21 protein-coding genes, 1 pseudogene and 1 riboswitch are annotated in these 24,952 nt (G+C 55.0%); all 22 genes and pseudogenes read left to right on the top strand.

Annotated features, from left to right (window positions below):
• Positions 1–80 precede the first annotated feature (80 nt).
• A complete protein-coding gene (locus P6M73_RS04525) occupies positions 81–545 on the top strand; it encodes a nucleoside deaminase (protein WP_277854922.1) in 465 nt (154 codons plus the stop codon).
• A 211-nt stretch (positions 546–756) separates the two neighbouring features.
• Positions 757–2,044 (top strand): annotated as a pseudogene (locus tag P6M73_RS04530) (MFS transporter).
• A 176-nt stretch (positions 2,045–2,220) separates the two neighbouring features.
• Positions 2,221–4,020: an ABC transporter ATP-binding protein gene (locus P6M73_RS04535; RefSeq protein WP_277854923.1), complete on the top strand. Its 1,800-nt coding sequence runs from the start codon at positions 2,221–2,223 to the stop codon at positions 4,018–4,020.
• Positions 4,007–5,785, top strand: coding sequence for an ABC transporter ATP-binding protein (locus tag P6M73_RS04540; RefSeq protein WP_277854924.1), 1,779 nt, complete (start codon positions 4,007–4,009; stop codon positions 5,783–5,785). The genes P6M73_RS04535 and P6M73_RS04540 overlap by 14 nt, the downstream gene beginning before the upstream one ends.
• Before the next feature lie 498 nt (positions 5,786–6,283).
• Complete coding sequence (locus P6M73_RS04545; protein ID WP_277854925.1) at positions 6,284–7,066, top strand: HYR domain-containing protein; 783 nt, start codon at positions 6,284–6,286, stop codon at positions 7,064–7,066.
• A gap of 2 nt (positions 7,067–7,068) precedes the next feature.
• Positions 7,069–7,953: a PxKF domain-containing protein gene (locus P6M73_RS04550; RefSeq protein WP_277854926.1), complete on the top strand. Its 885-nt coding sequence runs from the start codon at positions 7,069–7,071 to the stop codon at positions 7,951–7,953.
• Positions 7,954–8,627: 674 nt separating this feature from the next.
• On the top strand, positions 8,628–9,809 hold the full coding sequence (locus tag P6M73_RS04555; protein WP_277854927.1) for an acetyl-CoA C-acetyltransferase: 1,182 nt from the start codon (positions 8,628–8,630) through the stop codon (positions 9,807–9,809).
• A 355-nt stretch (positions 9,810–10,164) separates the two neighbouring features.
• The gene (locus tag P6M73_RS04560) at positions 10,165–11,304 is read left to right on the top strand and encodes an acyl-CoA dehydrogenase (RefSeq protein ID WP_277854928.1); all 1,140 of its coding nucleotides are present in this window, start codon (positions 10,165–10,167) and stop codon (positions 11,302–11,304) included.
• 5 nt (positions 11,305–11,309) lie between these two features.
• The gene (locus P6M73_RS04565; protein ID WP_277854929.1) at positions 11,310–12,095 is read left to right on the top strand and encodes an electron transfer flavoprotein subunit beta/FixA family protein; all 786 of its coding nucleotides are present in this window, start codon (positions 11,310–11,312) and stop codon (positions 12,093–12,095) included.
• A gap of 11 nt (positions 12,096–12,106) precedes the next feature.
• Positions 12,107–13,126 (top strand): electron transfer flavoprotein subunit alpha/FixB family protein, encoded by a 1,020-nt coding sequence (locus tag P6M73_RS04570; RefSeq protein WP_277854930.1) that lies wholly within the window; start codon positions 12,107–12,109, stop codon positions 13,124–13,126.
• 290 nt (positions 13,127–13,416) lie between these two features.
• Complete coding sequence (locus P6M73_RS04575; RefSeq protein ID WP_277854931.1) at positions 13,417–14,064, top strand: CoA transferase subunit A; 648 nt, start codon at positions 13,417–13,419, stop codon at positions 14,062–14,064.
• A gap of 3 nt (positions 14,065–14,067) precedes the next feature.
• Positions 14,068–14,724 (top strand): 3-oxoacid CoA-transferase subunit B, encoded by a 657-nt coding sequence (locus P6M73_RS04580; protein ID WP_277855735.1) that lies wholly within the window; start codon positions 14,068–14,070, stop codon positions 14,722–14,724.
• 1 nt (position 14,725) lies between these two features.
• Positions 14,726–15,481 carry an enoyl-CoA hydratase/isomerase family protein gene (locus P6M73_RS04585; protein ID WP_489666489.1) on the top strand — a complete coding sequence of 252 codons (756 nt, stop codon included), beginning with the start codon at positions 14,726–14,728 and terminating at the stop codon, positions 15,479–15,481.
• Between the two features lies 1 nt (position 15,482).
• On the top strand, positions 15,483–16,322 hold the full coding sequence (locus P6M73_RS04590) for a 3-hydroxyacyl-CoA dehydrogenase NAD-binding domain-containing protein (protein ID WP_277854933.1): 840 nt from the start codon (positions 15,483–15,485) through the stop codon (positions 16,320–16,322).
• Positions 16,323–16,371: 49 nt separating this feature from the next.
• Positions 16,372–16,541, top strand: a riboswitch (Lysine riboswitch).
• 150 nt (positions 16,542–16,691) lie between these two features.
• Positions 16,692–17,075, top strand: coding sequence for a 3-aminobutyryl-CoA ammonia lyase (gene kal, locus P6M73_RS04595; protein WP_277854934.1), 384 nt, complete (start codon positions 16,692–16,694; stop codon positions 17,073–17,075).
• Position 17,076: 1 nt separating this feature from the next.
• Complete coding sequence (gene kce, locus P6M73_RS04600) at positions 17,077–17,898, top strand: 3-keto-5-aminohexanoate cleavage enzyme (RefSeq protein ID WP_277854935.1); 822 nt, start codon at positions 17,077–17,079, stop codon at positions 17,896–17,898.
• Positions 17,899–18,930: an L-erythro-3,5-diaminohexanoate dehydrogenase gene (kdd, locus tag P6M73_RS04605; RefSeq protein ID WP_277854936.1), complete on the top strand. Its 1,032-nt coding sequence runs from the start codon at positions 17,899–17,901 to the stop codon at positions 18,928–18,930.
• Positions 18,930–20,183, top strand: coding sequence for a lysine 2,3-aminomutase (gene kamA, locus P6M73_RS04610; protein WP_277854937.1), 1,254 nt, complete (start codon positions 18,930–18,932; stop codon positions 20,181–20,183). The genes kdd and kamA overlap by 1 nt, the downstream gene beginning before the upstream one ends.
• 3 nt (positions 20,184–20,186) lie before the next feature.
• Positions 20,187–21,203, top strand: a complete 1,017-nt coding sequence (gene kamB, locus P6M73_RS04615; protein ID WP_277854938.1) for a lysine 5,6-aminomutase reactivase subunit KamB — start codon at positions 20,187–20,189, stop codon at positions 21,201–21,203.
• Entirely contained in the window at positions 21,178–22,629 is a 1,452-nt protein-coding gene (gene kamC / locus P6M73_RS04620) for a lysine 5,6-aminomutase reactivase ATPase KamC (RefSeq protein ID WP_277854939.1), read from the top strand. Before kamB ends, kamC begins: the two co-directional genes overlap by 26 nt.
• Positions 22,601–24,160 (top strand): lysine 5,6-aminomutase subunit alpha, encoded by a 1,560-nt coding sequence (gene kamD, locus P6M73_RS04625; protein WP_347276319.1) that lies wholly within the window; start codon positions 22,601–22,603, stop codon positions 24,158–24,160. The genes kamC and kamD overlap by 29 nt, the downstream gene beginning before the upstream one ends.
• The gene (gene kamE / locus P6M73_RS04630) at positions 24,161–24,949 is read left to right on the top strand and encodes a lysine 5,6-aminomutase subunit beta (RefSeq protein ID WP_277854941.1); all 789 of its coding nucleotides are present in this window, start codon (positions 24,161–24,163) and stop codon (positions 24,947–24,949) included. It begins immediately after the preceding gene.
• Positions 24,950–24,952: the final 3 nt, after the last annotated feature.

Here is a 24,952-nt window from a genome sequence, read left to right on the forward strand (position 1 = left end):
CATCAACACTCATCATCTGGTTGAGGGAAGCTTCAATCAGGTAGTAAACGAATTTCTAAATAATCCCAAGGAGAGAATGCATGAAGGATGAACTGTTTTTAAAGGAAGCGATTCGACTGTCAGCTCTGGCGGTTGAACATGGCAACGAGCCCTTTGGGGCGGTACTGGTCAAGGATGGGGAGATTGTTTATACCAATGAAAATCAGATCTACTCCCAAACAGATCCCACGGAACATGCTGAAATCGGTTTGGTTCGAAGATATTGCGAGGAAACCGGGATCACTGATTTAAGTGAGTATACCCTTTATTCCAGCTGTGAGCCGTGCTTTATGTGCAGCGGAGCGCTGGTCTGGATGACGTTGGGAACCCTGGTTTACGCCGCCAGCAATCAGGATCTGGCAGAGATTCTGAATGAACCGGGATGCAATTGCTCTGACCTGGTGTTCCGGCATTCGCATGTTCAGCCAGTCGTTCGCGCCGGATTACTCCGGGAGGAAGGCCGGCAGGTTCTGTCGGATTATTTCTCCGGCCATCCGAAAGGATAGCGATATCATCAACTCATCATTGCCCGGCTGATCACAGGATCAGACTGGCTTATTCAATCAACTTCAATTGATCAGGAGGCAGCGAAAGTGATTCTTTGCATTGTTTCAGCTCCATGCACGGTCATATAGGACAACAGGCATGGAGTAACATCAGGTCCTATCTTGACTTTGCATTTTAATATCAAAATATATATTAAAGGAGTAAAGTCAAATGGAATCAATCAGAACAAGTCTCAGAGACTTGAAATATTGTATCATTTTATGGATTTCGCAGTCCTTTTCATCACTGGGCAGCGCCATGACCAATTATGCGTTAGTCATCTGGTCCTATCAGCAGTATGATTCGGCCTTAATCACCGCCTTGATCGCGGTCTGTTCTTATGCGCCCTATGTCATCATGAGCATATTCGCCGGAGCCTTGAGCGATCGGTGGAACAAAAAACATACCATGCTGCTGTGTGATACCTTTGCCGCATGCTGTACGATCGCTATCCTGATACTTCTGCAGACTGAGAAGCTGGAAATCTGGCACATCTATCTGCTGAATGCCCTGAACGGGCTGATGAACACGATCCAGCAGCCATCAGCCGGCGTTGCGATTACCCTCCTGACCCCGCAGAAATATTATCAGAAAGTCAGCGGTCTGCGATCTTTCTCGAATTCATTGACCGGAGTTCTAACTCCGATTATCGCAACCATGATTCTTACCCTCTGGGGAATGAATGCGGTCATTCTGTTTGACCTGCTGACATTCGGAATTGCATTTCTTTGCCTAGCCCTTTGGATTCATATTCCGGAACTGGAACGGAAGGATCGCCCCGGGGAAACCCTGTTCCAGTCGGCTCAGGCGGGCCTTCAATTCCTGAGGGATCATCGGGGATTCTGGATTTAATTCTTTTTTTAGCCGCCATCAATCTGATTGCGTCCAAGTACAATGCGGCCTTTCCCGCACTGATTCTGTCACGCAGCAGCGGCGGGGAAGCTGGTCTGGGCATTGTCAACGCAACCGTGGGGATTGCTTCACTAGCCGGCAGCGTAATGGTTTCGGTCCTGCCCGCCCGAAAAGCCGGGTGAAGGTGATTTGCGACTGCCTGCTCTTCTCCATGAGCACAGAAAACTTCTTTCTGGCCTTTGGCAGAACCGTTCCCATCTGGTCAATCGGGGCAGTCCTGGGATGGATTTTCATCCCGGTGATGGGGGCGAACATGGAAGTACTGCTGCGAAACCATATCCCCGTTGAAATGCAGGGGAGAGTCTTCTCGGCCAGGAATACCCTGCAGTTCTTTACAATTCCGCTCGGCTATCTGCTGGGAGGCTTTCTGGTGGATCGGGTCTTTGAACCCTTTATGGCGGCCAGGGAACCAGGAGTATTAACCACACTCTTCGGTGCGGAGAAAGGCTCAGGAGCGGCCTTCCTGTTCTTCTTCCTGGCCATCGCCGGCATTGCAGTCTGTTTATTCTTCCGGCGGGATCATCATCTCTGGGCACTGGAAGAATAGCACAAAGCAGGAAACGCCACGCTAAAACATCTGATTTGCAAGGCAGCAACCTGATCGGTGATGGGGTTGCTGCCTGTATCATGTCCTGCCCGGCTGGGCATTTCAGAAGGCTGAACTTATTATTTGATGACAATTGGATCCGGCGGACCGGATCCGCCATGACAAGGAGAACCATCATGCAGAATCAGAGAATCATTGACGCACCGTCGGGCGCAACCGCCCGGACGATGCTTGCGCAAGTCGAAACCAGGGAACGGGTGCTGTACATCCTCCATTGGATCGCCAGCGCAGCCCTGTCTTTCAGCGAAGTGTTCAGCATGAGCCTGATTGCGGGACTGCTCAACCAGGGGGCGCTGCCCCGGGCAATCCAGGTGATCCTGGTCTTCGCCATCGGCGCGGGAGCCCTGAAAGTCTTTATGATCTTAAGCGAGGTGATCGCCTACACTCCGCTGAATCAGATTCGAGGGAATTACTTTCTCAAGGACATTAATGCCATGACGACCATGGATCTGAAGTACTTCGAGGATCCCACCTTTCAGGATGAGATGGAAACGGCGACTCAGGCGACCCGGACCAACGATACCGGACTGGAAGGAATCTACCATAAATTCTTTCCGCTGGGAGCAGACATTGCTTCCTGGCTGGTCCTGGCTGCCGTCATGGCCACACTTCGTCCCTGGCTGTTTCCCCTCTATCTGCTGCCGATTCTGGGCTGCCTCCTGATCGCCAGAGCGGTCAGCTCGATCCAGAATCGCCGTCGGTCCCAGCGGCAGTCGACCCACCGCAAGAACAGCATGTACAGCTGGATCGCCACTGATTTCAAATACGGCAAGGACATCCGGCTCTACCGCATGCGGTCGCTCCTGATGGACTACTTTGGCAAGGAGATCACCAAGCTGAAACAGATCATGCAGTGGCACTATCGGATCGACACCACCGGGTATGCCATCAGCTTCCTGCTCCTGATCCTGCTGGATTTCCTGTCGCTGCTGCTGCTGATCCAGGCCCGGGAGCAAGGTCTGTCCTTTGAGCGGTTTGTGCTCTATCTCACCACGCTGACCACTATGAGCTTCGTTATTCTGCGCGTATCGCAGGCGGTGAGCTTTGTCTTTACGGAGTTTCGTGATGTCCGAAGATATTTCGGCTATGTCGAAACGAACTGGAGCAGTGCCTCGGCAGAGAACCATCAGACCCTTGAAAGTGCTCCGACCATTGAGTTTGAAGGGGTCAGCTTCAGCTACCCCGGAAGCGATAAACTGGTTCTGCATGATGTCAGCTTCACCATTGCCGCCGGACACACCATTGCTCTGGTGGGAATTAACGGAGCGGGGAAAACCACTCTGATTAAGCTGCTCATGGGATTGTACCGGCCAGATCAGGGCCGGATTCTGATCAACGGTACGGATTACCATCGGTATTCCCTCAGTGATATGCGCAGGATGTTTGCCGTGGTATTCCAGGGAGTGGAACCGCTGGCAATCACGATTGCCCAGCATGTCTCCTGCGAGTATGAGCCGGCTGACTACCCCAGAATTGAGCGGGCGCTGCGCCGGGCCGGGATCTGGGAAAAAATCTCAGCGCTCCCCCGCGGAATGGACAGCCCGCTGCAAAAGATCGTGGATCCGGAAGGAGTCATCCTTTCCGGCGGCGAGAACCAGAAACTGATGATTGCCCGGGCGCTGTATCAGGAAGAGGCTAAAATCATGGTGATGGACGAACCGACAGCGGCACTCGATGCCCTGGCCGAGGCCGACATCTACCGAAATTTTGATGATCTGATGGACGGACTGACCGGGATCTTTATCTCGCACCGCCTGGCCAGCACCCAGTTCTGTGATGAAATCATCCTGCTTGACCAGGGGCAGGTCCGGGAGCGGGGTACTCACGACGAACTGATGCAGCAAGGCGGGATTTATCGCCAGATGTTTGACACCCAGAAGAGATATTACCAGGAGGGCGCCCATGAAGACTTTTAAACCGCTGCTGATTCTGAGCCGGCTGATCTTCCGGGAAAACCCCGCAGCGCTCCTCTGGCTTTTGGCTTCAGGCATCGTGAGCACCGTTCAGATCCTGTTCACGGTCTCCATTCCCAAGCTGATGATCGACGGATACCTGCAAAACTACGATTTTCAGCGGTATGCCTTGCTCATCCTGGTCATTGTCGCAGTTCGCCTGATGTTGTCAGTCCTGAGCAAATGGATTGAAAACCGCCAGTCAATCAATCGGGAGATCCTGAACTTTCAGTACATCCGACTGTTTTCCCATAAGATCATGTCCATTGACTATGCCCACCTGGAAGACCCGGAAACCCTGGATCTGCGGGAACGCGGCCAGTTTGCCCTGGCGGCGTATCGGGCCTTCGATCTGCTGTTCGCGTCACTGGTGGAAATCATCTCAGGCCTGTTTACGCTTCTGACGGTAACGGTTCTGCTGCTGGCCTTCAGTCCAACGGTGTTCGGCATCATTGCCGCTCTGACGATCCTCTCCACCCTGATCTCCCGGGCGGGCATCCGGCGCGCCGGGGAGCTGATGAAAAAAGTCATTCCGGTCAACCGGGTCTACAACTATTATTTCGGGAAAGCTTATGATGACGCCATGCAGAAAGATTTCCGCATGTTTAATCTGGGACCGATGATCGTGCGGCTGGTCCATCAGCTCAACATGGACTCCAATCAGTGGCTGATGCGGATGCGGATGGTTCGCGGAAAAATTGCGGCCTCCCAGGCCGTCCTGCAGTACCTGATTACGCTTGTCATCATGCTGTTTGCGGCGTACCGGACTCAGGGGCAGCTGGGTGGGAAACTTTCGGTCAGTGATTTTACGTTCTTTGTCGGAATCGCCATTCAATTCACCCAGTCCTTCTTAAGTGCCATGAACGGAGTTTTTCAAATCGCTCAAAGCCTGGACATGCTCGATCCCTTTGTGGAATTCATGCAGATTCCGGACAGTCGGATGAAGAGCGGAAACAGGCAGCCCGGTCCACTGGAAAGCCTGGAGTTTCGCAATGTCAGTTTTCGCTATCCCAAGGCCGAAAAGCTCGTTCTGGAAGAAGTCAGCTTCCGGATCGAGCAGGGAGAACATATCTCCATCGTTGGCATCAACAATGCCGGAAAGACCACCATTGTGAAACTGATCTGCCGGCTGTTTGAACCGGAGGCGGGCGAGATCCTCTACAATGGGGTGCCAATCTGGGAGTATGAGTACAGCAGCTACCTGGATCAGCTGGCCACCGTATTTCAGGACTTTCAGTTTTTCCCCTTCACCTTGAAGGAAAATCTGGGCCGGGATCGAACCGAGCAGGAAATCTGGGAGCGACTGGCCATGGTCGACATGAAGCATAAAGTGGAGAGGCTTCCCCACGGTCTGGACACCTATCTGGATAAACAGGTTCATGAAGGGGGCATTGACTTTTCCGGCGGAGAAAATCAGAAACTGGCCATTGCCCGAAGTATGCTCAAGGAAGGCCAGCTGATGATCCTGGATGAACCAACGGCCGCGCTGGATCCCTTTGCCGAAAGCGAGATCTACCAGCATTTCGCCCAAATGGTCCGAGGCAAAACCACCGTCTTCATCTCTCATCGGATGAGTTCCTCCCTGTTCTGCGACAAGATTCTCCTGCTTGATCAGGGAAAAGTCGTCGCCTTTGCAGGCCATGCTGAACTGATGGAAAGCGACAATCTCTATCGCCGGCTGTTCCAGGCCCAGGCCCAGCATTACCAGTCCAAAAGCGAAGGGATATAAAAGACCCGCACAGCATTCCCCATCTTAATAACGAGAATGAATGATCACCAGGGGCACCTCCGACGGGAGGTGCCCCTGGTGCATGTGTCAGAAGAGGTCACAAGGATCGGGTCTTACTGCTCAGCCCGGTCAACCATCAAATCAGCGTTGATTACTAAATTATCATTTTTATATCGGTTACAACCTATCGTTAATTAATATTTTAGTAAAATAATAATAGTATTAATAATGTTGGTTGCACGATATAATCATTCTAAAATTATAGTTCTTCTGCTTTGAAGGGTATTGGAGGTGCTGTTGTTCTACGAATGGGAGGGATCGGACGGAATTATTTTTAGAAGGAAAAGGAATCATAACGGACTCACAAATTAACAGGAGGAGAATCACACATGCCGAAAAAAATTATGCGTACCGCACTCTCACTTCTCACTTCTCACTGCTGCATTGTTCTTCTTTAGCTCCGTCTCCAGCGTGTTCGCCAGTACTCTTGATACCAGCGTGGTTGATCTTAATGCGCCGTTTAACAGAGTAACCCTGATTCCAGGTGATTCAGCAGAAATCACCATCGACATCACGGTGAAGAAAAAGCAAACGGGTACTGCTACATTTCAGATTTACACCGAATGGACCCTGAACAATGGGGTTTTCACCGGATCAGCCCCCAAGTCCTTTACAGTTGATCCTCAGTCACCGGGAACTACCACAACATTCTCCGAGAAAGGGAAAGTAACGGTAGCCTCCGGCCAAGGCTTTGGGACGTTTGATCTTTCAGTAGAAGCGTTTGACATAACCAATACAAGTACTACGGACCCACTGGAAATGGGTAAGGCAGCGACGTATTCCGTTATAGTTCCAAACAATCTGCCAAGTGATACAACATCGCCAGTTATAACAAAACCGGCCGACATGACTGTTGAAGCAACTGGGCCGGATGGAGCGTTCGTTGATTTCACCGTCTCAGCCCTGGATGCAGTGGACGGAGCCGTTTCCGTGACGGCAATGCCAGCCTCCGGCTCGAAATTCCCATTGGGGTCAACAACAGTCAGCCTGACAGCTAGTGACAGCAAAGGCAATACCGCCACGGATTCATTCCTGATAACTGTCGTGGATACGACAGCTCCTGACATTACGGTACCGGATGACATCACAGTTGAAGCAACGGGGCCCTCCGGTGCGGTTGTCATCTTTAACCCGACTGCCTGGGACCTTGTGGATGAAGCTGTCGAAGTAATCGCAGCCCCATTTCCGGGTCAACGTTCCCCCTGGGCACCACGACGGTAAAGGTGTCGGCCACAGATGGGGCAGGCAACTCCGCCAGCAAGACCTTTACGGTAACCGTTAAGGATACAACGCCTCCTGACATTACGGTACCGGATGACATGACAGCTGAAGCAACTGGGCCCTCCGGTGCGGTTGTCACCTTTAACCCGACTGCCTGGGATCTTGTGGATGAAGCTGTCGAAGTAATCGCAGCCCCCATTTCCGGGTCAACGTTCCTACTGGGAACTACTACGGTTGACCTGACTGCCACTGACGCAGCAGGAAACAAAGCTGCAGCAGCGTTCACGGTAACGGTGGTTGATACGACGCCTCCGGAACTGACTGTCCCAGGCAATCTTACAGTGACTGCAGTAAGTTCTGCCGGAGCCCTGGTCCAGTATGATCCCGCAACAGCCTTTGATCTGGTGGACCAGGATGTTGAGATCACATATTCACAGAATTCCGGAACCTGGTTCCCGCTCGGAACATCAACAGTTGTTGTAACAGCCAAGGATGACTTTGGCAATACAGCAACGGGTTCATTTACCGTTACGGTAAAGTACGATTTCAAAGGCTTCTTCCAGCCTGTGGATATGTCCAAAGTAAACATTGCGAAGGCTGGAAGCGCAATTCCGATTAAGTTCAGTCTCGGTGGCGATATGGGACTCAATATCATGGCTGAAGGCTATCCCAAGGTAATGACATTTATTGTGGATACAGATGCTGACACGGATATAGTCGAAACAACCGTTACCGCAGGTGCCAGCAAGCTGACCTACGATCCGATTGCTGACCAGTATATCTATGTGTGGAAAACAGAAAAGAGCTGGAGCGGCACAGGCAAGAAACTGATTGTCGTACTTCAGGACGGCACCAGCCATGAAGCCAAATTCCAGTTCAGGAAATAGACCTGGGCAGTTCTTATATGCCTGATGATCGATAAGCTGATTACCGAATCTCTGGCATTCCCCAGTGGACCTAAGAATGGACTGACTTAAGGTTCTATCCCCTTTATAAAATCCAGAAATGCTCCCTTGCTGATCAACAGAACGCTCTGTTGATCAGGAGGGAGCATTCAATTATGCTGCGAAACAGGATTGACTTTTGAAAGTCAAGATTTTAACCATGAGGAGAGGAAGCTGCCAGGTGCATTCATACTTACCGATATGAAAACCTGTCTGATTCCAAGGGACAGCAGAGAATTCCGGGTTCATTCGGGGGAATCCGCGTACAATGCGCAATGCAGGCAATGACTTTATCAGAATTGGATTAAACATCTTTCCTCAATTCCGGTCTCTTACCGGTGAGGAGATTTTATTGCTTCTTTGGAATCAACGGATTGTAATTTCGAATAATGAAATTCATAGGGAAAATGAGAAAATATTATCAATAATGAAAACGTTAGTCAGAAGTGATACAATAATCAAACTTAGTGATGGAAACAAGGAATAGATTAAAAGCCGTTCACAGTTCACTGGGAGAATCGGCTGAAAGTCACTGGTGACTGGCATTCAGGTGGGATGGAAGCAGGTACTGGCTTTCGCACCGGGATATATATTTCATTGGATTGGGGAGGAAGAGAATGAAGGAAATTTTTTTGGTAAGCTGCTGCAGAACGGCAATTGGGAACTATGGCGGGAGTCTCAAGGATGTACCGGCGGCTCAGCTGGGATCCATTGTGGCAAAGGCCGCTCTGGAAAGAGCGGGGTTGACCGGAGATCAACTCGATGAAGTAATGTTCGGCTGCATCCTGACGGCTGGCCTGGGGCAGAATGTCGCGCGCCAGGTTGCCATCGGCGCCGGGATCCCGGTAGAAGTCCCGGCCTATACGGTGGGCATGGTCTGCGGATCAGGCATGAAGTCTGTGATTGAAGCCGCCCGAGCGATTCACGCCGGTGATGCCGAAGTAATTCTGGTGGGCGGCACCGAGAATATGTCGGCAGCGCCTTACGCTGTGCCCACTGCCCGGTGGGGAGCCCGCATGGGCAATGCGGCCATGGTCGACACCATGGTCAACGACGGCCTGACCGATGTGTTCAATGATTACCACATGGGCATCACTGCTGAGAATATCTGTGACCAGTGGGGCATCACCCGGACCGAACTGGATGAGTTTGCACTGAAGTCCCAGGAGAAGGCAGCCAAGGCCATCGCCGAAGGCCGGTTCAACGATGAAATTGTCCCGGTCCCAATCAAAGTGAAAAAAGAAGTCATCGACTTCAAGACCGATGAGTATCCCCGCGCTACCTCAATGGAAGCCCTGGGCAGACTGTCTGCCGTCTTCAAGAAGGACGGGCGGGTGACCGCCGGCAATTCCTCAGGCATCAATGACGGAGCTGCCGCCATAGTTCTGGCTTCGGGCGAAGCCGTCAAGAAATACGGGCTCAAGCCCTTGGTTAAACTGGTATCCTGGGGTCAGGGCGGCGTCGATCCCAAGATCATGGGAATCGGTCCGGTGCCTGCTTCCAGACAGGCGCTGGCTAAAGCGGGACTGGACATTGCGGATCTGGATCTCATTGAAGGGAATGAGGCCTTCTCGGCTCAGTCCATCGCCGTTGCCCGCGAACTGGGCTTTGACCTGAGCAAAGTGAATGTTAACGGCGGAGCGCTGGCTTTGGGACATCCCGTAGGAGCCAGCGGTGCCCGGATTATCGTCACGCTGGTTCATGAAATGCTCAAGACCGATGCCAGGAAAGGCCTGGCAACACTCTGCATCGGCGGCGGCATGGGGGTAGCAACGATCTGGGAAAAATGCAGCAAATAACCGTCTCTCGTTGTTTATGAGATCAAAGATCATAAAGGATTGAATTTTAAGCAGCCCGCGTCCAACGCGGGCTGCTTTGACATGAAAATACATTTTTTCCGTATAGTATGTAGACTATGCATGGGCCCGAAAGTCCGCATCAGCGCTTAATCGGCGGATTTTTTGAAATCGATGCCGAACCGAGCCCTGTATTCGTTTAAATGACAGGTAAAACCGGTGGATAGGACTTCAAAATATTGCCAAACATATATCAAATGAGGTTCATTAATGCGCAATTTCCCTTTTTCACTGGGGCTGGTTGATTGTAAATTATCAATTTGTTAACATTGAGGCAGAGCGTTTAAGAGGTGATTGTATGGACTTTAGGTTGAATGAAAAACAGGCACTGGTGCAAAAGATGATCCGTGACTTCACGGAGAAGGAAGTTGCGCCCATTGCCCACGAAATCGACGAACAAGAGCGGTTTCCGGAAGAAACAGTAAGAGAACTGGCGAAAATCGGTGCCCTGGGGATTCCATTCTCCAAGGAATACGGCGGAGCCGGCGGGGATAACCTGAGCTATGTGATCTGTGTGGAAGAACTGGGTAAGAAGTGCGGCACGCATGCCGTCATCGTATCCGCTCACACGTCACTGGCAGGCTGGCCCATCGAGGCATTCGGAACACCGGAACAGAAGGAAAAGTATTTACGGCCGCTGGCCTCCGGCGAAAAGCTGGGAGCTTTCGGATTAACGGAACCCAACGCGGGCACGGACGCGGCAATGCAGCAGTCCTTTGCTCAGGATATGGGAGACCACTTCCTGCTGAACGGATCCAAGATCTTCATCACCAACGGCGGAGTGGCTGACATCTATGTCGTATTCGCCATGACCGACCGGACCCAGGGAACCAAGGGCATCAGCGCCTTCATCCTGGATAAGGAGATGGAAGGATTCACCATCGGCAAAAAGGAACTGAAAATGGGAATTCGTGGTTCTGCCACGACTGAACTGATTTTCCGCAATGTCAGAGTACCCAAGGAAAACCTCCTGGGCGAACTGGGCAAGGGCTTTAAGATCGCCATGCAGACGCTGGACGGCGGCCGCATCGGAATTGCCGCACAGGCACTGGGAATCGCTCAGGGCGCCATCGACGAAACGGTGGAGTACGTCAAGCAGCGCAAGCAGTTCGGCCGGTCCCTGGCTAAGTTCCAGAACACACAGTTCCAGCTGGCTGACATGCAGACCAAGGTTGACGCTGCCAGACTGCTGGTGTATCGCGCCGCCATCGTCAAGGATCAGGGCGGAAAGTACAGCACGGAGGCCGCCATGGCCAAGCTGTTCGCATCGGAAACCGCGATGGAAGTTACCACCAAGGCTGTTCAGCTGTTCGGCGGTTACGGCTACACCCGGGAGTATCCGGTGGAACGCCTGATGCGTGATGCCAAGATTACAGAAATCTACGAAGGTACGTCCGAAGTTCAGAGAATGGTTATCTCTGGATCCATGATGAGGTAGCAGATATGAAAATAGCAGTATTAGTAAAACAAGTTCCGGATACCACGGAAATGCAGGTCGACAAGAATACCGGTACCCTGATCCGGACCGGCGTTCCCACCATCACCAACCCCGACGATCTGGCCGGTGTTGAGGCCGTTCTGCGTTTGAAGGACAAGAATCCCAATATCGAAATCACAGTCATCTCCATGGGACCCCCTCAGGCGGTCAGCATGCTGCGTGAACTGTACGCCATGGGCGTTGATCACTGTGCCCTGATCACAGACCGGGCTTTTGCCGGATCGGATACCTGGGCAACCTCCAACGTTCTGGCCAGAGCGCTGGAAGGCAAGGGATATGACCTCATCGTCTGCGGCCGCCAGGCCATTGACGGAGATACCGCACAGGTAGGACCTCAGGTAGCAGCCAAAATGGAACTGCCCCAGGTTACTTACGTGCAGGATGTCAAAGAAATGACTTCGGATAAGATTGTCGTCATCAAGGCGCTGGAAGATCGCATGGAAACCATCGAAATGAAGCTGCCCGGCGTCATCACCATGCTGGCAACCGCCATCAAGCCGAGATACATGAACATCGGAGGCATCTTTGAAGCCTTTGATAAAGAAGTCAAATGGGTTACCAACGCGGAGCTGAACCTGACCAAGGAGGAAGTCGGTCTGACCGGTTCTCCCACCAAGGTATTCAGATCCTTCGCCAATCAGAGATCTTCCGAAATTGAAGTCCTCAAGATTGACGCCAGCGAAGCCAAGAACCGGATTGTCAGCGTACTGTCCGAGCAGAACTTTATTTAGGGGGCAGGCAGATGAACTACAAAGATATTTTCGTTTTGTGTGAATTCCAGCATCATAAGCTGGTTGAAGCTTCCTGCGAACTGGTTTCCGAGGCTACCCGGCTCGTGGCCAAGCGCCCGGACCTGAACTACGACATCGTAGGCGTGGTCATCGGGGACGAACCGCAGAATCAGGTCAACGAGATTTTCCATTACGGCGCTGACCGGGTCATTAAGATTCACAACAATCACCTGAAAGAATACGACTCCGTGCTTTACACGGAACTGATTAAGCAGCTGATCGATCAGAAGCTGCCCGATGTTTTCCTGTTCCCGGCTACGGTTCTGGGCCGCGATCTGGCTCCCCGGATTGCCTCAGCCTGCACAACGGGTCTCACCGCTGATGCGACCAAGCTTGACCTGACCGAGGATACCAATTCCTCCCTGCTCATGGTTACCCGGCCGGCATTCGGCGGCAACCTCTTCGCTACCATCGTGTGCGAACGGACCAAGCCCCAGATGGCTACGATCCGTCCCGGCGTCATGGTTCTGAATGAGCGCAAGGCGCAGATCAATCCTCAGGTGGAAAACCTGACCCTCGAAGTTCCCGGCTATGAAGCCAGAACCAGAATCCTGGAAACCATCCACAAGGAACTCAAACATGCCGACATTACCAAGGCCTCCATCCTGATCTCAGGCGGCCGGGGCATTGGCGACAACTTCCATGTTCTGCGCGAAGCAGCCGACAAGATCGGCGCGGAAGTTTCCGGATCCCGTTCCGCTGTGGACGCGGGCTTCATCGACAAGGAACTGCAGGTCGGACAGACTGGCAAATCGGTTAAGCCGAAGATCTACATCGCCTGCGGCATTTCAGGAGCCGTCCAGCATCTGGCCGGCATGGAGAAGAGCGACTTTGTCATCGCGATCAACACCGATGAATCGGCGCCCATTTTCCAGGTGGCAAATCTGGGAATCGTCGGCGATGCCCTGGAGATCATTCCGATGGTCACCGAGGAAATTGCCCGTAAAAAGGCCAGCCACTTCCAAAGTTAATCGACTGAATTCCCCAGCGGCATGGCTCTGTTTCTCTGCCTCTGGGGAACTTTTGCTTAAAATCACTGGTTTGGGGCGGCCAGGTCAGAATTAGCCGCTTGCGGGAGTGAACTTCAGCTCCTGCAGCGGCGGAGGTCCGAACCGGCGACTCGGGGAGATTATTTGCTTTTCGAGCTATTTCCGGACCAGGAACATCTGATAGATGCGAAAGAATTGCGCAAGCTTAGCAATACATAGAAAGGATCAGCAACGCTCGCGATACGCGGAGCCTTGCCACGGTGGTGCAACGAATGAATAAACGAATTTCTTTGAATGATGCGATCGCAAAGATCGAGGACGGCCAGACGATCATGATCGGTGGTTTCCTGGCAGTGGGAACCCCGGAAAAACTGATCGACGCTTTGGTGGAAAGCGGCCGGAAGGACCTGACCATCATTGCCAATGATACATCTTATGTGGATCGGGGGATCGGCAAGCTGATTGTCAGTCGGCAGGTGAAAAAGGTTATTACCTCCCATATCGGGACGAATAAGGAAACCGGCAGCCAGATGCTCAGCGGCGAAACCGAAGTCATCCTGACTCCCCAGGGAACCCTGGTGGAACAGATCCGGGCAGCCGGAGCAGGTCTGGGCGGTGTCCTGACCAAGACCGGTCTGGATACCAGAGTGGAAGAGGGCAAGACCAAAATCGACATCGACGGCGAAACCTACCTTCTGGAAAAGCCGCTGAAGGCCGATGTCGCCCTGATTTTTGCCTCAAAAGCCGATGAGTTCGGCAATGCCACCTACCACGGTTCAACCCAGAACTTCAACATTGTCATGGCCATGGCGGCACAGACCGTGATCATGGAACCGGTGGAAATCGTACCGTTGGGCGGAATCAGCCAGGATGAGGTTCGCCTGCCTGGAATCTTTGTGGACTACATGGTGGAGGTATAAATGATGGATAAGGAACAGATGCAGAATTTTATCGCCCGGCGCGTGGCGCAGGAACTGAAGGACGGCGACCTGGTCAATCTGGGCATCGGACTGCCCACCAAGGTCAGCAACTTCGTTCCGGAGGGCATCAGTGTCACCTTCCAGTCGGAAAACGGCTTTACCGGGCTGGGACCCAACCCCCAGACCCCGGATCCCTATCTGGTCAATGCCGGTGGACTTCCGGCCACCATCCTGCCCCAGGGCGCGTTCTTTGACTCCGCCATGAGCTTCAGCATCATTCGCGGCGGCCATCTGGACATGACGGTTCTGGGCGCGCTTCAGGTCGACGAGAAGGGAAACATCGCCAACTACATGATCCCCGGTAAAATGGTCCCCGGCATGGGCGGCGCCATGGATCTGGTCGCGGGCGCCAAGACGGTGATCGTAGCCATGGAGCATACCAACAAGGGCGCTCACAAGATTCTGAAGGAGTGTCACCTGCCCCTGACCGCATCCCACGCAGTGGATCTGATCATCACGGAAATGGGCGTCATGAAGATTACCAAAGCGGGCATCGAGCTCACTGAAATCAATCCGGAGTACACGCTGGAGGATGTCCAGGCAGCCACGGAAGCCCAGCTGATCGTGAGCGATCACCTGAAGGTAATGAAAATTGACTAGAGTGCATTTTGAAAACCGGTCAGGCATCGGCCTGTTGACCCTGGATTCACCGGAGACCCCCAACTCCCTCAGCTCGGATTTCCTCGGCGAGATCCGCCAGGCGGTAGAGAGCCTGCCGGCGCTGGATGTTCTGATCATCACCGGCGTGGGCAAGAGCTTTGTGGCCGGGGCCAACATCAAGGAAATGGAAGCGCTCAATCCCCAGGAAGCGAAGGAATTCAGCCGGCGGGGACATGAAGTCTTCACCGCCATCGAGAATCTGCCCTGTCCGGTCATTGCCATGGTCAATGGCTTTGCCCTGGGCGGCGGCTGCGAACTGATGCTGGCCTGTGACCTTCGAGTCGCCAGCAGCCGGGCCAAGTTCGGTCAGCCCGAAGTGGGCCTGGGCATCATACCGGGCTTCGGGGGAACCCAACGCCTGACCCTGGCCGTGGGACCGGCCAAAGCGAAGGAACTGATCTACACCGGCCGGATCATCAAAGCCGAGGAAGCGCTGGCTATCGGTCTGATCAGTCAGATCGCGGAACCGGAAGAGCTGGAAGCCGCCGCGCTGACCCTGGCCCAGGAGATTCAGAAGAACTCCGCGGCCGCGGTCGGACAGGCCAAACGCGCCATGGCTCAGGGACTGGCAGAGGGCTTTGAAGCGGGACTGGCCGCTGAAGTGGAACGGTTTGCCGAATGTTTTGAGCACGGCGATCAGAAGGAAGGCATGACGGCATTTTTGGAAAAACGCAAACCTGCATTTGGAGGAAAATAGTATGAAAGTTGGAGTCATTGGAATGGGAACCATGGGAGGAGGAATTGCTCAGCAGTTCACCGCCTCCGGATTTGATGTGGTCGTAAAGGGCAGAAGCCAGGCTTCTCTGGATCAGGGCAAAGCTGCCATGGAAAAGCGTCTGGCCCGTTCCGTGGAAAAGGGGAAGCTGTCCGAAGCGGATCGCGACGCTCAGCTCGCTCGTGTCCGCTATGTCAGCGACATTCAGGAGCTGGCTGACTGCGATCTCATCGTGGAATCCATCCGGGAAGACATGGCATCCAAGAAAGAGTTTTTCAGCGCGCTGAACGAACTGGATCTCAAGGACACCATCATCGCGACCAATACCAGTTCCCTGTCCATCACAGAGCTGTCCATGCAGTACCGCTATCCGGAAAAAGTCATCGGCATGCATTTCTTCAATCCCGTCACCGCCATGAAGCTGGTGGAAGTGATCCGCGGCGTAGCCACAACCGATGAAGTCAATGACCGGATCGTGGAGATCTCCGCCCAGCTGGGCAAGACGCCGGTCCAGGTCCAGGAAGCGCCGGGCTTTGTCGTGAACCGCATCCTGATCCCCATGATCAACGAAGCGGTCGGCATCTACGCGGAAGGCATCGCCAGTGCGGCGGACATTGATACCGCCATGAAGCTGGGCGCCAACCATCCCATGGGTCCCCTGGAACTGGGCGACCTGATCGGACTGGATGTCTGCCTCTCCGTCATGGATGTCCTCTATGAGGAATTCGGCGACAGCAAATACCGCGCCCACAGCCTGCTGCGCAAGATGGTGCGCGGAAATCAGCTGGGTCGCAAGACCAAGCGTGGTTTCTACAATTATTAAGGATCTTGTTAAAAAATTATTGAAGAAAAGGTTAACACGGAGTATAATATTTTAGGATAGAGGTGCCAAAACGAGGTACCGGGCTTTCAGGGATGGGATAATCCGAAGTCCGGGAAGGCGTTAAGGCCGAAAGGGTTAATGTGTATCCCCGCATTATTCCTTGGTGGAAAGGCAAAAAGCTTACCACTGTCATGCTCAGCATGAAGCGCTATTCACAAGAAATTGTGAATAGCGCTTTTTGTCGTTTATTCCGCCAACAGAAGATAAAAATTTTCGAGTCGAAAAAACCATACAGAAGAGAAAGTCCGGGGAAGAAACAATTCCAGGTAAGAGAAAAAGAAAAAGAGAACATCAGGAGGGGAAGATTTTATGGAAGAAGTAATGATTCGAATGAGAATGAGTTCTCATGACGCCCACTACGGCGGGAATCTGGTGGACGGTGCCCGCATGCTGGGCCTGTTCGGCGATGTGGCGACGGAGCTGCTGATCCGCCGGGACGGGGACGAAGGACTGTTTGTCGCCTACGACAAAGTGGAATTCAAGGCGCCGGTTTATGCCGGGGACTATATTGAGGCAGTGGGCCGGATTGTGTCCGAGGGCAACAGCTCCCGCAAAATGGAATTCGAGGCCCGCAAGGTCATCGTGGCCAGACCGGAGATTTCGGCCTCGGCAGCGGATTTCCTGGAAGAGCCGGTGGTGGTCTGCATCGCTTCCGGAACCTGCGTCGTGCCCAAGGCCAGCCAGAGGAAATAGCATGGAGAAACTGATTATTACCGCTGCCATCTGCGGCGCGGAAGTGACCAAGGCGCAGAATCCAGCCGTACCCTATACGGTGGCGGAGATTCAGCGGGAAGCCAAATCGGCCTATGACGCCGGCGCTTCCATCATCCACCTCCATGTGCGGCGCGATGACGGAACTCCGACCCAGGACAAGGCCCGGTTTGAGCAATGCATTCAGGCGATCCGGGAAGTCTGTCCCGACGCCATCATTCAGCCTTCCACCGGCGGCGCAGTCGGCATGAGCGACCTGGAGCGGCTCCAGCCCACGGAAATCCCGGGCATCGAGATGGCCACCCTGGACTGCGGCACGCTGAACTTTGGCGGCGATGAAATATTCATCAATACGGAAAACACCATCAAGAACTTCGGCAAAATCCTCATCGAACGGGGCATCAAGCCGGAAATTGAAGTCTTCGACAAGGGTATGGTGGATTACGCCATTCGCTTTGCCAAACAGGGCTACATCAAGCAGCCGATGCACTTTGACTTTGTGCTGGGCGTTCAGATGACCGCGACCGCGCGGGATCTGGCGTTCCTGGTAGACAGCATTCCGGCCGGTTCCACCTGGACCGTTGCCGGCGTCGGCCGCAGCGAGTTCCCCATGGCTGCCTTGGGCATCGTCATGGGCGGTCATGTCCGCGTGGGCTTTGAAGACAATGTCTTCATGGCCAAAGGCGTGCCGGCTCAGTCCAATGGTGAACTGGTCAGCCGCGTGGTAAGAATTGCCCAGGAACTGGGACGTGAAATCGCTACCCCCCGGGAAGCAAGACGAATTTTAGGCTTGGAGGAGAAATAAATGGCACAGGGAAATAAGTACGGCATGCATCGGGTGTTGGAACCCAAAGGGGTTATGCCTCAGACCGCCGTTAAAATAGACAACAACATGGATATCTACGACAATGAGATCCTCATTGACGTCATCGCCTTGAACATCGATTCCGCCAGCTTCACGCAGATCGAAGAAGCATCCGAACACGATACGGCGCGGATCGCTGACATGATCCGCCAGATCGTGGACGAGCGCGGCAAAATGCAGAATCCGGTCACCGGTTCGGGCGGCATGCTCATCGGTACCGTGGAAAAAATAGGCTCGGACCTGGACATCGACCTGAAAGTCGGCGACAAGATCGCGACACTGGTCAGCCTGTCCCTGACCCCGCTGCGCATTGACGAAATCACCAACATCGAACCGGACATCGACCGCGTCACCATCAAGGGCAAGGCCATTCTGTTCGAGTCCGGCATCTACGCCAAGCTGCCCGAAGACATGCCCGAGTCCCTGGCGCTGGCGGCCCTGGATATCGCCGGCGCGCCGGCACAGACCGCCAAGCTGGTCAAACCCGGCGACAGCGTCCTGATCCTGGGAGCAGCCGGCAAGAGCGGACTGATGTGCTGCTATGAGGCCAAGAAGCGGGTCGGACCCACCGGCCGCGTCGTCGGCCTGGATTACGGCGAAGCCGCCCGCGAGAAACTGGAAAGCTACGGCTTCTGCCATGAAGTCATCATCGGCGATGCCACCAAGCCCATCGAAATCCTGGAGAAGGCACTGGCTGCGAACAACGGCCGGGAATACGACCTCTCCATCAACGTGGTAAACGTCCCCAATACAGAAATGTCCAGCATCGTTCCGGTCAAGGACGAAGGCACCGTCTACTTCTTCAGCATGGCCACCAGCTTTACCAAAGCAGCTCTGGGCGCGGAAGGCATCGGCAAGGACATCACCATGATCATCGGCAACGGCTACACCAAGGGCCATGCTGAAATCACTCTGGAAGAACTGAGAGAATCCGAGACCATGAGAAAAATTTTTGAAGGGACGTACAAATAATGAATAATATCGCCGCTGAAAATAGAAAGAAGCTGTTCCCCAATGTATCCGAGGCTGACTGGAACGACTGGCACTGGCAGCTGAAAAACCGCCTGGAATCCATGGACGACCTGCACAAGTTCGTCAACCTGACCGAAACCGAGGAAAAAGGCGTGGCCGAAACCCTGAAGACACTGCGCATGGCGATTACGCCTTACTACCTGACCCTGATCGACTTCAACGATCCCTATGATCCGGTCAGACGGCAGGCAATTCCCCTGGAACTGGAAGTACACCGCTCGAAAGCGGATCTGCTGGATCCTCTCCATGAGGATGAGGATTCACCGGTACCGGGACTGACCCACCGCTATCCGGACCGCGTGCTGTTCCTGGTGACGGACCAGTGCTCCATGTACTGCCGCCACTGCACCCGCCGCCGCTTTGCCGGCCAGCACGACGCCCCGGTGAAGAAGGAACAGATCGACGGCTGCATTGAGTACATCCGCCAGCATCCCGAAGTCCGCGATGTCCTCCTCTCCGGCGGAGACGCGCTCCTGATCCGGGATGAAATGCTCGAGTATATCATCTCCAGCCTTCGCGCCATTGAGCACGTCGAGATTATCCGCATCGGCAGCCGGGTTCCCGTGGTCATGCCCCAGCGCATCACCGACGATCTGGTCAACATGCTGAAGAAATACCACCCGATCTGGCTGAACACCCACTTCAACCATCCCAATGAAATCACCGAGGAATCCAAGGCAGCCTGCGCCCGCATGGCCAACGCCGGCATTCCTCTGGGCAACCAGTCCGTTCTGCTGCGCGGCGTCAATGACTGCGTCCACACCATGCGCAAGCTGGTGCACGAACTGGTCAAGATCCGGGTGCGCCCCTACTACATCTACCAGTGCGACCTGTCCCTGGGACTGGAACACTTCCGGACCACCATCAGCAAGGGCATCGAGATCATCGAAGGCCTGCGCGGCCATACCTCCGGCTACTGCGTGCCCACCTTCGTCGTGGATGCCCCCGGCGGCGGCGGCAAGATTCCGGTTATGCCCGACTATGTCATCAGCCGCAACGAAAAGCGCGTTGTCCTGCGCAACTACGAAGGCGTCATTACCACCTACGAGCAGCCCGGACACTATGAAGAAGAGTGCCACTGCGAGGAATGCAAGGATCTGAACAAGAAACTGGTTGGAGTATCCGGTCTTTTGGCCGGCAACCGGATCTCCCTGGAACCCGCCAACCTGGAGCGTCACAAAAGGAATGATTAGACCATGCTAAAGGAAGCCCTGCGGCAGGCGAAGAGCATCGCCATCGTCGGCCTGGAAAAGAATACCGGCAAGACCACGGTGCTCAACCACCTGCTCGATGTCATCGGTGAGGAACGAACGCTGTTCCTCACCAGCATCGGCTATGACGGGGAATCCGTGGATCAGGTAACTGGCACCCACAAACCGCGGATCTTCGTTTCGGCGGGGACTTTGATCGCCACGGCCCGGAGCGTACTGCCCCGCTGTACCGTGGACAAGGAAATTCTACAGACCACCGGCCTTGCCACTGCCATGGGCGAGGTCATTCTGTTTCGTGCCCTGGATGACGGCTATGTCGAACTGGCCGGACCTCCCGCCATAGCCGACATGAAGAAACTGGTGGAAGCGGTCCGCCGGGACTATGAGGTGCTCCCGCTCATTGACGGTGCCCTGTCCCGCCTGTCCAGCGCCGGTCACGGCCTGGCCGATGAGGTCATTCTTTGTACCGGCGCCAGCGTCGACGCCAGCTTTCAGCGCGTCATGGACAAGACCCTGATGACCGCGGCTCAGCTGAGCTTTCCCAAAGCCAGCCAGGACGTGGATTTTTCCCAGGCGGATGCCTGGCTGTTGGGGGAGGAGGCTGTCGCTTTCCCGGCCGCTCAGACCAGTAAGCACAATTCGCTGATCAGCCGGATCCTCAAGGCCTGGCAGGCCGAGCCGGTGCTGGCCCTGAAGGGGCTGCTGTCCGAAGCCATGGTCCGGGAACTGCTCCAGTGGAAGGAATTCCGGGGCAGGACCGTGATCCTGGAGGACGCCACCCGGCTGATGGTCACTCCGGCCACCTTCCAGAAGCTCAAGCAGCGCCACATTACCTTTGAAGTGCTGCAGCCGGTCCGGCTGCTTTGCATCGCCCTGAATCCGACCTCTCCGCGCGGCCGCCTGTTTGATGAGGTCCGGGCCCGGGAGATTCTGGAAGTCAGCGGCATCCCCGTACTCAATGTCAGGAGGGAACGCGATGAATTTAAACGCCAGTCAACGTAAACTCATCGGGCTGGACTATGTCCTGGAGCGGGTCAACACCATGACGCCCTTCGGCGAGCAGCGCAAGCGGTCCTTCAGGACCTGGCAGCCCGGCCAGGAGGCGGACCTGAGGCAGGAGCACGAGGAAATCGACAAGTGCATGGCTTACCTGGAAGCAGGCGCCCTGCGCGAGATGATGCACCTGTTCTGCCAGCTCAAGGACATTTCAGGCTCCGTGGAGCGGCTCAGCCGCAATGACGTCCTGGATGAGGTGGAATTTTTTGAAATCAAGCTGTTTGCCGCCTACTGCCAGCGGGTCCGCCGGCACCTGGCCAAACTGAATTTAGCCATTGACCTGAAGGATCTGGCGCCGGTTTCCCGGCTGCTGGATCCGGAGGGCACCGGACTGTTAACCTTTCATTATTACGATGCCTATTCGCCCCTGCTCAAGGAACTGCGCCAGGCCAAGCGTCAGCTGGACCGGCGCGGCCGGCAGCATCCGGATTATCCCGGGGAAGCGCAGCGTCTGTCCGAGGAACTGGAAGAAGTGACCTGGCAGGTGCGCCAGAAGCTGTCCGCCGGTCTGGAAGAGTGGGCACCAGCGCTGCTTGGCAACATGCAGGAGCTGGGCAGACTGGATCACCGGATTGCCAAGGCGGACTACGCCCGCAAGCATGCCTGTGTCCGGCCGGCCTTTGCCCAGACCAGCTGCCTGTGCGTCGACCAGATGGTCAATCCCATGGTCGAAGCCATCCTGAAGGAGAAAGGCAGCCGGATGGAACCCCTGACGCTGAGCCTGACCCCAGGCAGCGCCATCCTGACCGGCGCCAACATGGGCGGCAAGAGCGTCACCCTCAAAACCTTCCTTCTCCAGGTGGAACTGTTCCGCCTGGGGTATTTCCTGCCCTGCCGCGCCGCCAGCCTGAAGCTCCCGGACTTTGTCCACTACGGAGCGGAAGACGGCCAGGACGTGACCCGGGGGCTCTCCAGCTTCGGCGTGGAGGTCCTGGAGATCAACCAGATCCTGAAGCAGGCGGAAACGGGCTGCGGGCTGATCCTTCTGGATGAGCCGGCCAGGGGCACCAATCCTCTGGAAGCCCAGGCCATTGTGAAGGCGCTGTGCCGCCATTTCAAGGCCGGGGACGACTATTTCTTCCTGGCTACCCATCTGCCGGATCTGCCGGAAGAGGGCATGCGCCACTTCCAGATCATGGGCCTGAAGAACTTACTGCAAGACAACATCAAAGAGTGGAGCGGCAAAGAGCCCAAAGATGCCATTGCCGCTCTGGAACGAAATATGGATTACCGGATCCGGGAAGTGTCTTCCACTGCGGAAGTGCCCAAAGAAGCCATCCACGTGATGGAATTTTTGGGAACGGATCCGGATCTCATGCGGGAAATCAAACAAATCCTAGGAGATGACTATGAGCAAACTGAACTTAAATGAATCGACCATCGCCGAGGCCAGATCCCTGGCCAGGGCCATCGCCGAGGACACCCAGACCTTCGTCGAGCGTCACACCACCGTAACGGTGGAGCGGACCATCTGCCGGCTGCTGGGCATCGACGGCATCAATGAAGACCAGGTGCCGCTGCCCAATGTCGTGGTGGATCACCTGAAAGCCAAAAACGCACTGGCCGCCGGCGTCAGCTTCTATCTGGCCAACGCCATGATTCAGACCGGCAAGACGCCCCAGGACATCGCGGAAGCCATTGACCGGGGCGAACTGGATCTGACTACCCTGCCGGTGGCGCCCCAGGCCGACATCGTCAGCACCATCACCCCCCTGGCTCAGGCAGCAGTTGCCAGAATCAAGGCCAACCGCGAGATCCGGGAAGACTATCTGGACCGCTACGGCGACAAGACCGGACCCTACCTGTACCTGATCGTAGCCACGGGCAATATCTATGAGGATATCGTCCAGGCCAAGGCGGCAGCCCGGCAGGGCGCCGACGTCATCGCCGTCATCCGCACCACCGGTCAGAGCCTGCTCGACTATGTGCCCTACGGCGCCACTACAGAAGGCTTCGGCGGAACCGTGGCCACCCAGGAGAACTTCCGCCTGATGCGGGCTGCCCTGGATGAAGTAGGGGAAGAGCTGGGCCGCTACATACGCCTGTGCAACTACTGCTCCGGCCTGTGCATGCCGGAAATCGCCGCCATGGGTGCCATGGAACGGCTGGACGTCATGCTCAACGATGCCCTGTACGGCATCCTGTTCCGGGACATCAACATGAAGCGGACCATGATCGACCAGTACTTCTCCCGCATGATCAACGGCTATGCCGGCGTCATCATCAACACCGGAGAAGACAACTATCTGACCACAGCCGATGCCTTTGAAGAAGCCCATACGGTGCTGGCCTCCCAGTTCATCAACGAGCAGTTCGCGCTGCTGGCCGGCCTGCCGGAACAGCAGATGGGACTGGGGCACGCCTTTGAAATGAACCCGGACCTGCCCAACGCCTTTGTCTACGAAATCGCTCAGGCTCAGATGGCCCGGGAGATCTTCCCCCAGGCGCCCTTAAAGTACATGCCGCCCACCAAGTTCAAGACCGGCGACATCTTCCGGGCACAGGTTCAGGATACCCTGTTCAACATCGTGACCATCCTGACCCAGCAGAAGATCCACCTGCTCGGCATGATCACCGAAGCCATCCATACCCCCTTCATGTCCGAACGGGCCATTTCCATTGACAACGCCTCCTACATTTTCCGCACCATGGCCGACCTGGGAGAAGAAATTACCTTCAAGGAAGACGGAATGGTGCAGACCCGGGCGAAAAATGTCCTGGAAGACGCCCGCAATATCCTGAGTGATATTCAGCGCGAAGGACTGTTCCTGACCCTGGAGCAGGGCAAGTTTGCCGGCATCAAGCGCGGCCAGGACCGCGGCAAGGGACTGGACGGCGTCGTTCAGAAGGACAGCAGCTACTTCAATCCGTTTATCAGTCTGTTACTGGGAAGAGGTGAATAAATGAGCTCCGGATTATACAGCACAAAAGCCAAGGATTACAATCAGCACTTTGACCGGACCCGGGTCAGCCCCTACGGCGACACGATGAATGACGGCCAGGTGCAGCTCAGCTTCACCCTGCCCATCAAGGATGACGACCGCGGAGCCGAAGCGGCCAAGCAGCTGGCCATCAAGATGGGAATTCCCGATCCGCTGATCGCTGCCCATATTTCCCTGGACGAGGAATTTACCAATTATGTCGTTTTCGGCGCGGTCAGCCATACCGTGAACCTGGATGAGATCAAGGTCGAGGTCATCGAGCAGACCGTTCTGTCCATGCCGGAAACCGATGACTTCATTCGGGACCGGATCGGCCGCAAGATTGTGGTAGTCGGTGCCAGCACCGGTACCGATGCCCATACGGTGGGCATTGACGCCATCATGAACATGAAGGGCTATGCCGGCCACTACGGGTTGGAGCGCTATGACATGATTGAGGCCGTCAATCTGGGCTCCCAGGTACCCAATGAGGAATTCATCGAGGAAGCCATTCGTCTCAAAGCCGATGTCCTCCTGGTTTCCCAGACGGTGACCCAGAAGGATGTCCATGTGGCCAACATGACGGAACTGGTGGAACTTCTGGAAGCCAAAGGCATCCGGAATCAGATCATCCTCATCGCCGGCGGCCCCCGCATCAGCAACGACCTGGCCAAGGAAATCGGCTTCGATGCCGGATTCGGGCCCGGAAAGTACGCCGATGATGTCGCCACCTTCTTCTGCAACGCCATCGTAGAACGCCATCTGGCGTAACCG

The sequence above is a fragment of the Anaerococcoides asporogena genome (genome assembly GCF_029590275.1).
GTDB lineage: Bacteria > Bacillota > Clostridia > Clostridiales > Clostridiaceae > JG1575.

Excerpts from the sequence above, each read along its gene's own strand:
- P6M73_RS04525 (WP_277854922.1), top strand. The coding sequence starts at position 81 with ATGAAGGATGAACTGTTTTTAAAGGAAGCGATTCGACTGTCAGCTCTG.
- P6M73_RS04535 (WP_277854923.1), top strand. The coding sequence starts at position 2,221 with ATGCAGAATCAGAGAATCATTGACGCACCGTCGGGCGCAACCGCCCGG.
- P6M73_RS04540 (WP_277854924.1), top strand. The coding sequence starts at position 4,007 with ATGAAGACTTTTAAACCGCTGCTGATTCTGAGCCGGCTGATCTTCCGG.
- P6M73_RS04555 (WP_277854927.1), top strand. The coding sequence starts at position 8,628 with ATGAAGGAAATTTTTTTGGTAAGCTGCTGCAGAACGGCAATTGGGAAC.
- P6M73_RS04560 (WP_277854928.1), top strand. The coding sequence starts at position 10,165 with ATGGACTTTAGGTTGAATGAAAAACAGGCACTGGTGCAAAAGATGATC.
- P6M73_RS04565 (WP_277854929.1), top strand. The coding sequence starts at position 11,310 with ATGAAAATAGCAGTATTAGTAAAACAAGTTCCGGATACCACGGAAATG.
- P6M73_RS04570 (WP_277854930.1), top strand. The coding sequence starts at position 12,107 with ATGAACTACAAAGATATTTTCGTTTTGTGTGAATTCCAGCATCATAAG.
- P6M73_RS04575 (WP_277854931.1), top strand. The coding sequence starts at position 13,417 with ATGAATAAACGAATTTCTTTGAATGATGCGATCGCAAAGATCGAGGAC.
- P6M73_RS04580 (WP_277855735.1), top strand. The coding sequence starts at position 14,068 with ATGGATAAGGAACAGATGCAGAATTTTATCGCCCGGCGCGTGGCGCAG.
- P6M73_RS04590 (WP_277854933.1), top strand. The coding sequence starts at position 15,483 with ATGAAAGTTGGAGTCATTGGAATGGGAACCATGGGAGGAGGAATTGCT.
- kal (WP_277854934.1), top strand. The coding sequence starts at position 16,692 with ATGGAAGAAGTAATGATTCGAATGAGAATGAGTTCTCATGACGCCCAC.
- kce (WP_277854935.1), top strand. The coding sequence starts at position 17,077 with ATGGAGAAACTGATTATTACCGCTGCCATCTGCGGCGCGGAAGTGACC.
- kdd (WP_277854936.1), top strand. The coding sequence starts at position 17,899 with ATGGCACAGGGAAATAAGTACGGCATGCATCGGGTGTTGGAACCCAAA.
- kamA (WP_277854937.1), top strand. The coding sequence starts at position 18,930 with ATGAATAATATCGCCGCTGAAAATAGAAAGAAGCTGTTCCCCAATGTA.
- kamB (WP_277854938.1), top strand. The coding sequence starts at position 20,187 with ATGCTAAAGGAAGCCCTGCGGCAGGCGAAGAGCATCGCCATCGTCGGC.
- kamC (WP_277854939.1), top strand. The coding sequence starts at position 21,178 with ATGAATTTAAACGCCAGTCAACGTAAACTCATCGGGCTGGACTATGTC.
- kamD (WP_347276319.1), top strand. The coding sequence starts at position 22,601 with ATGACTATGAGCAAACTGAACTTAAATGAATCGACCATCGCCGAGGCC.
- kamE (WP_277854941.1), top strand. The coding sequence starts at position 24,161 with ATGAGCTCCGGATTATACAGCACAAAAGCCAAGGATTACAATCAGCAC.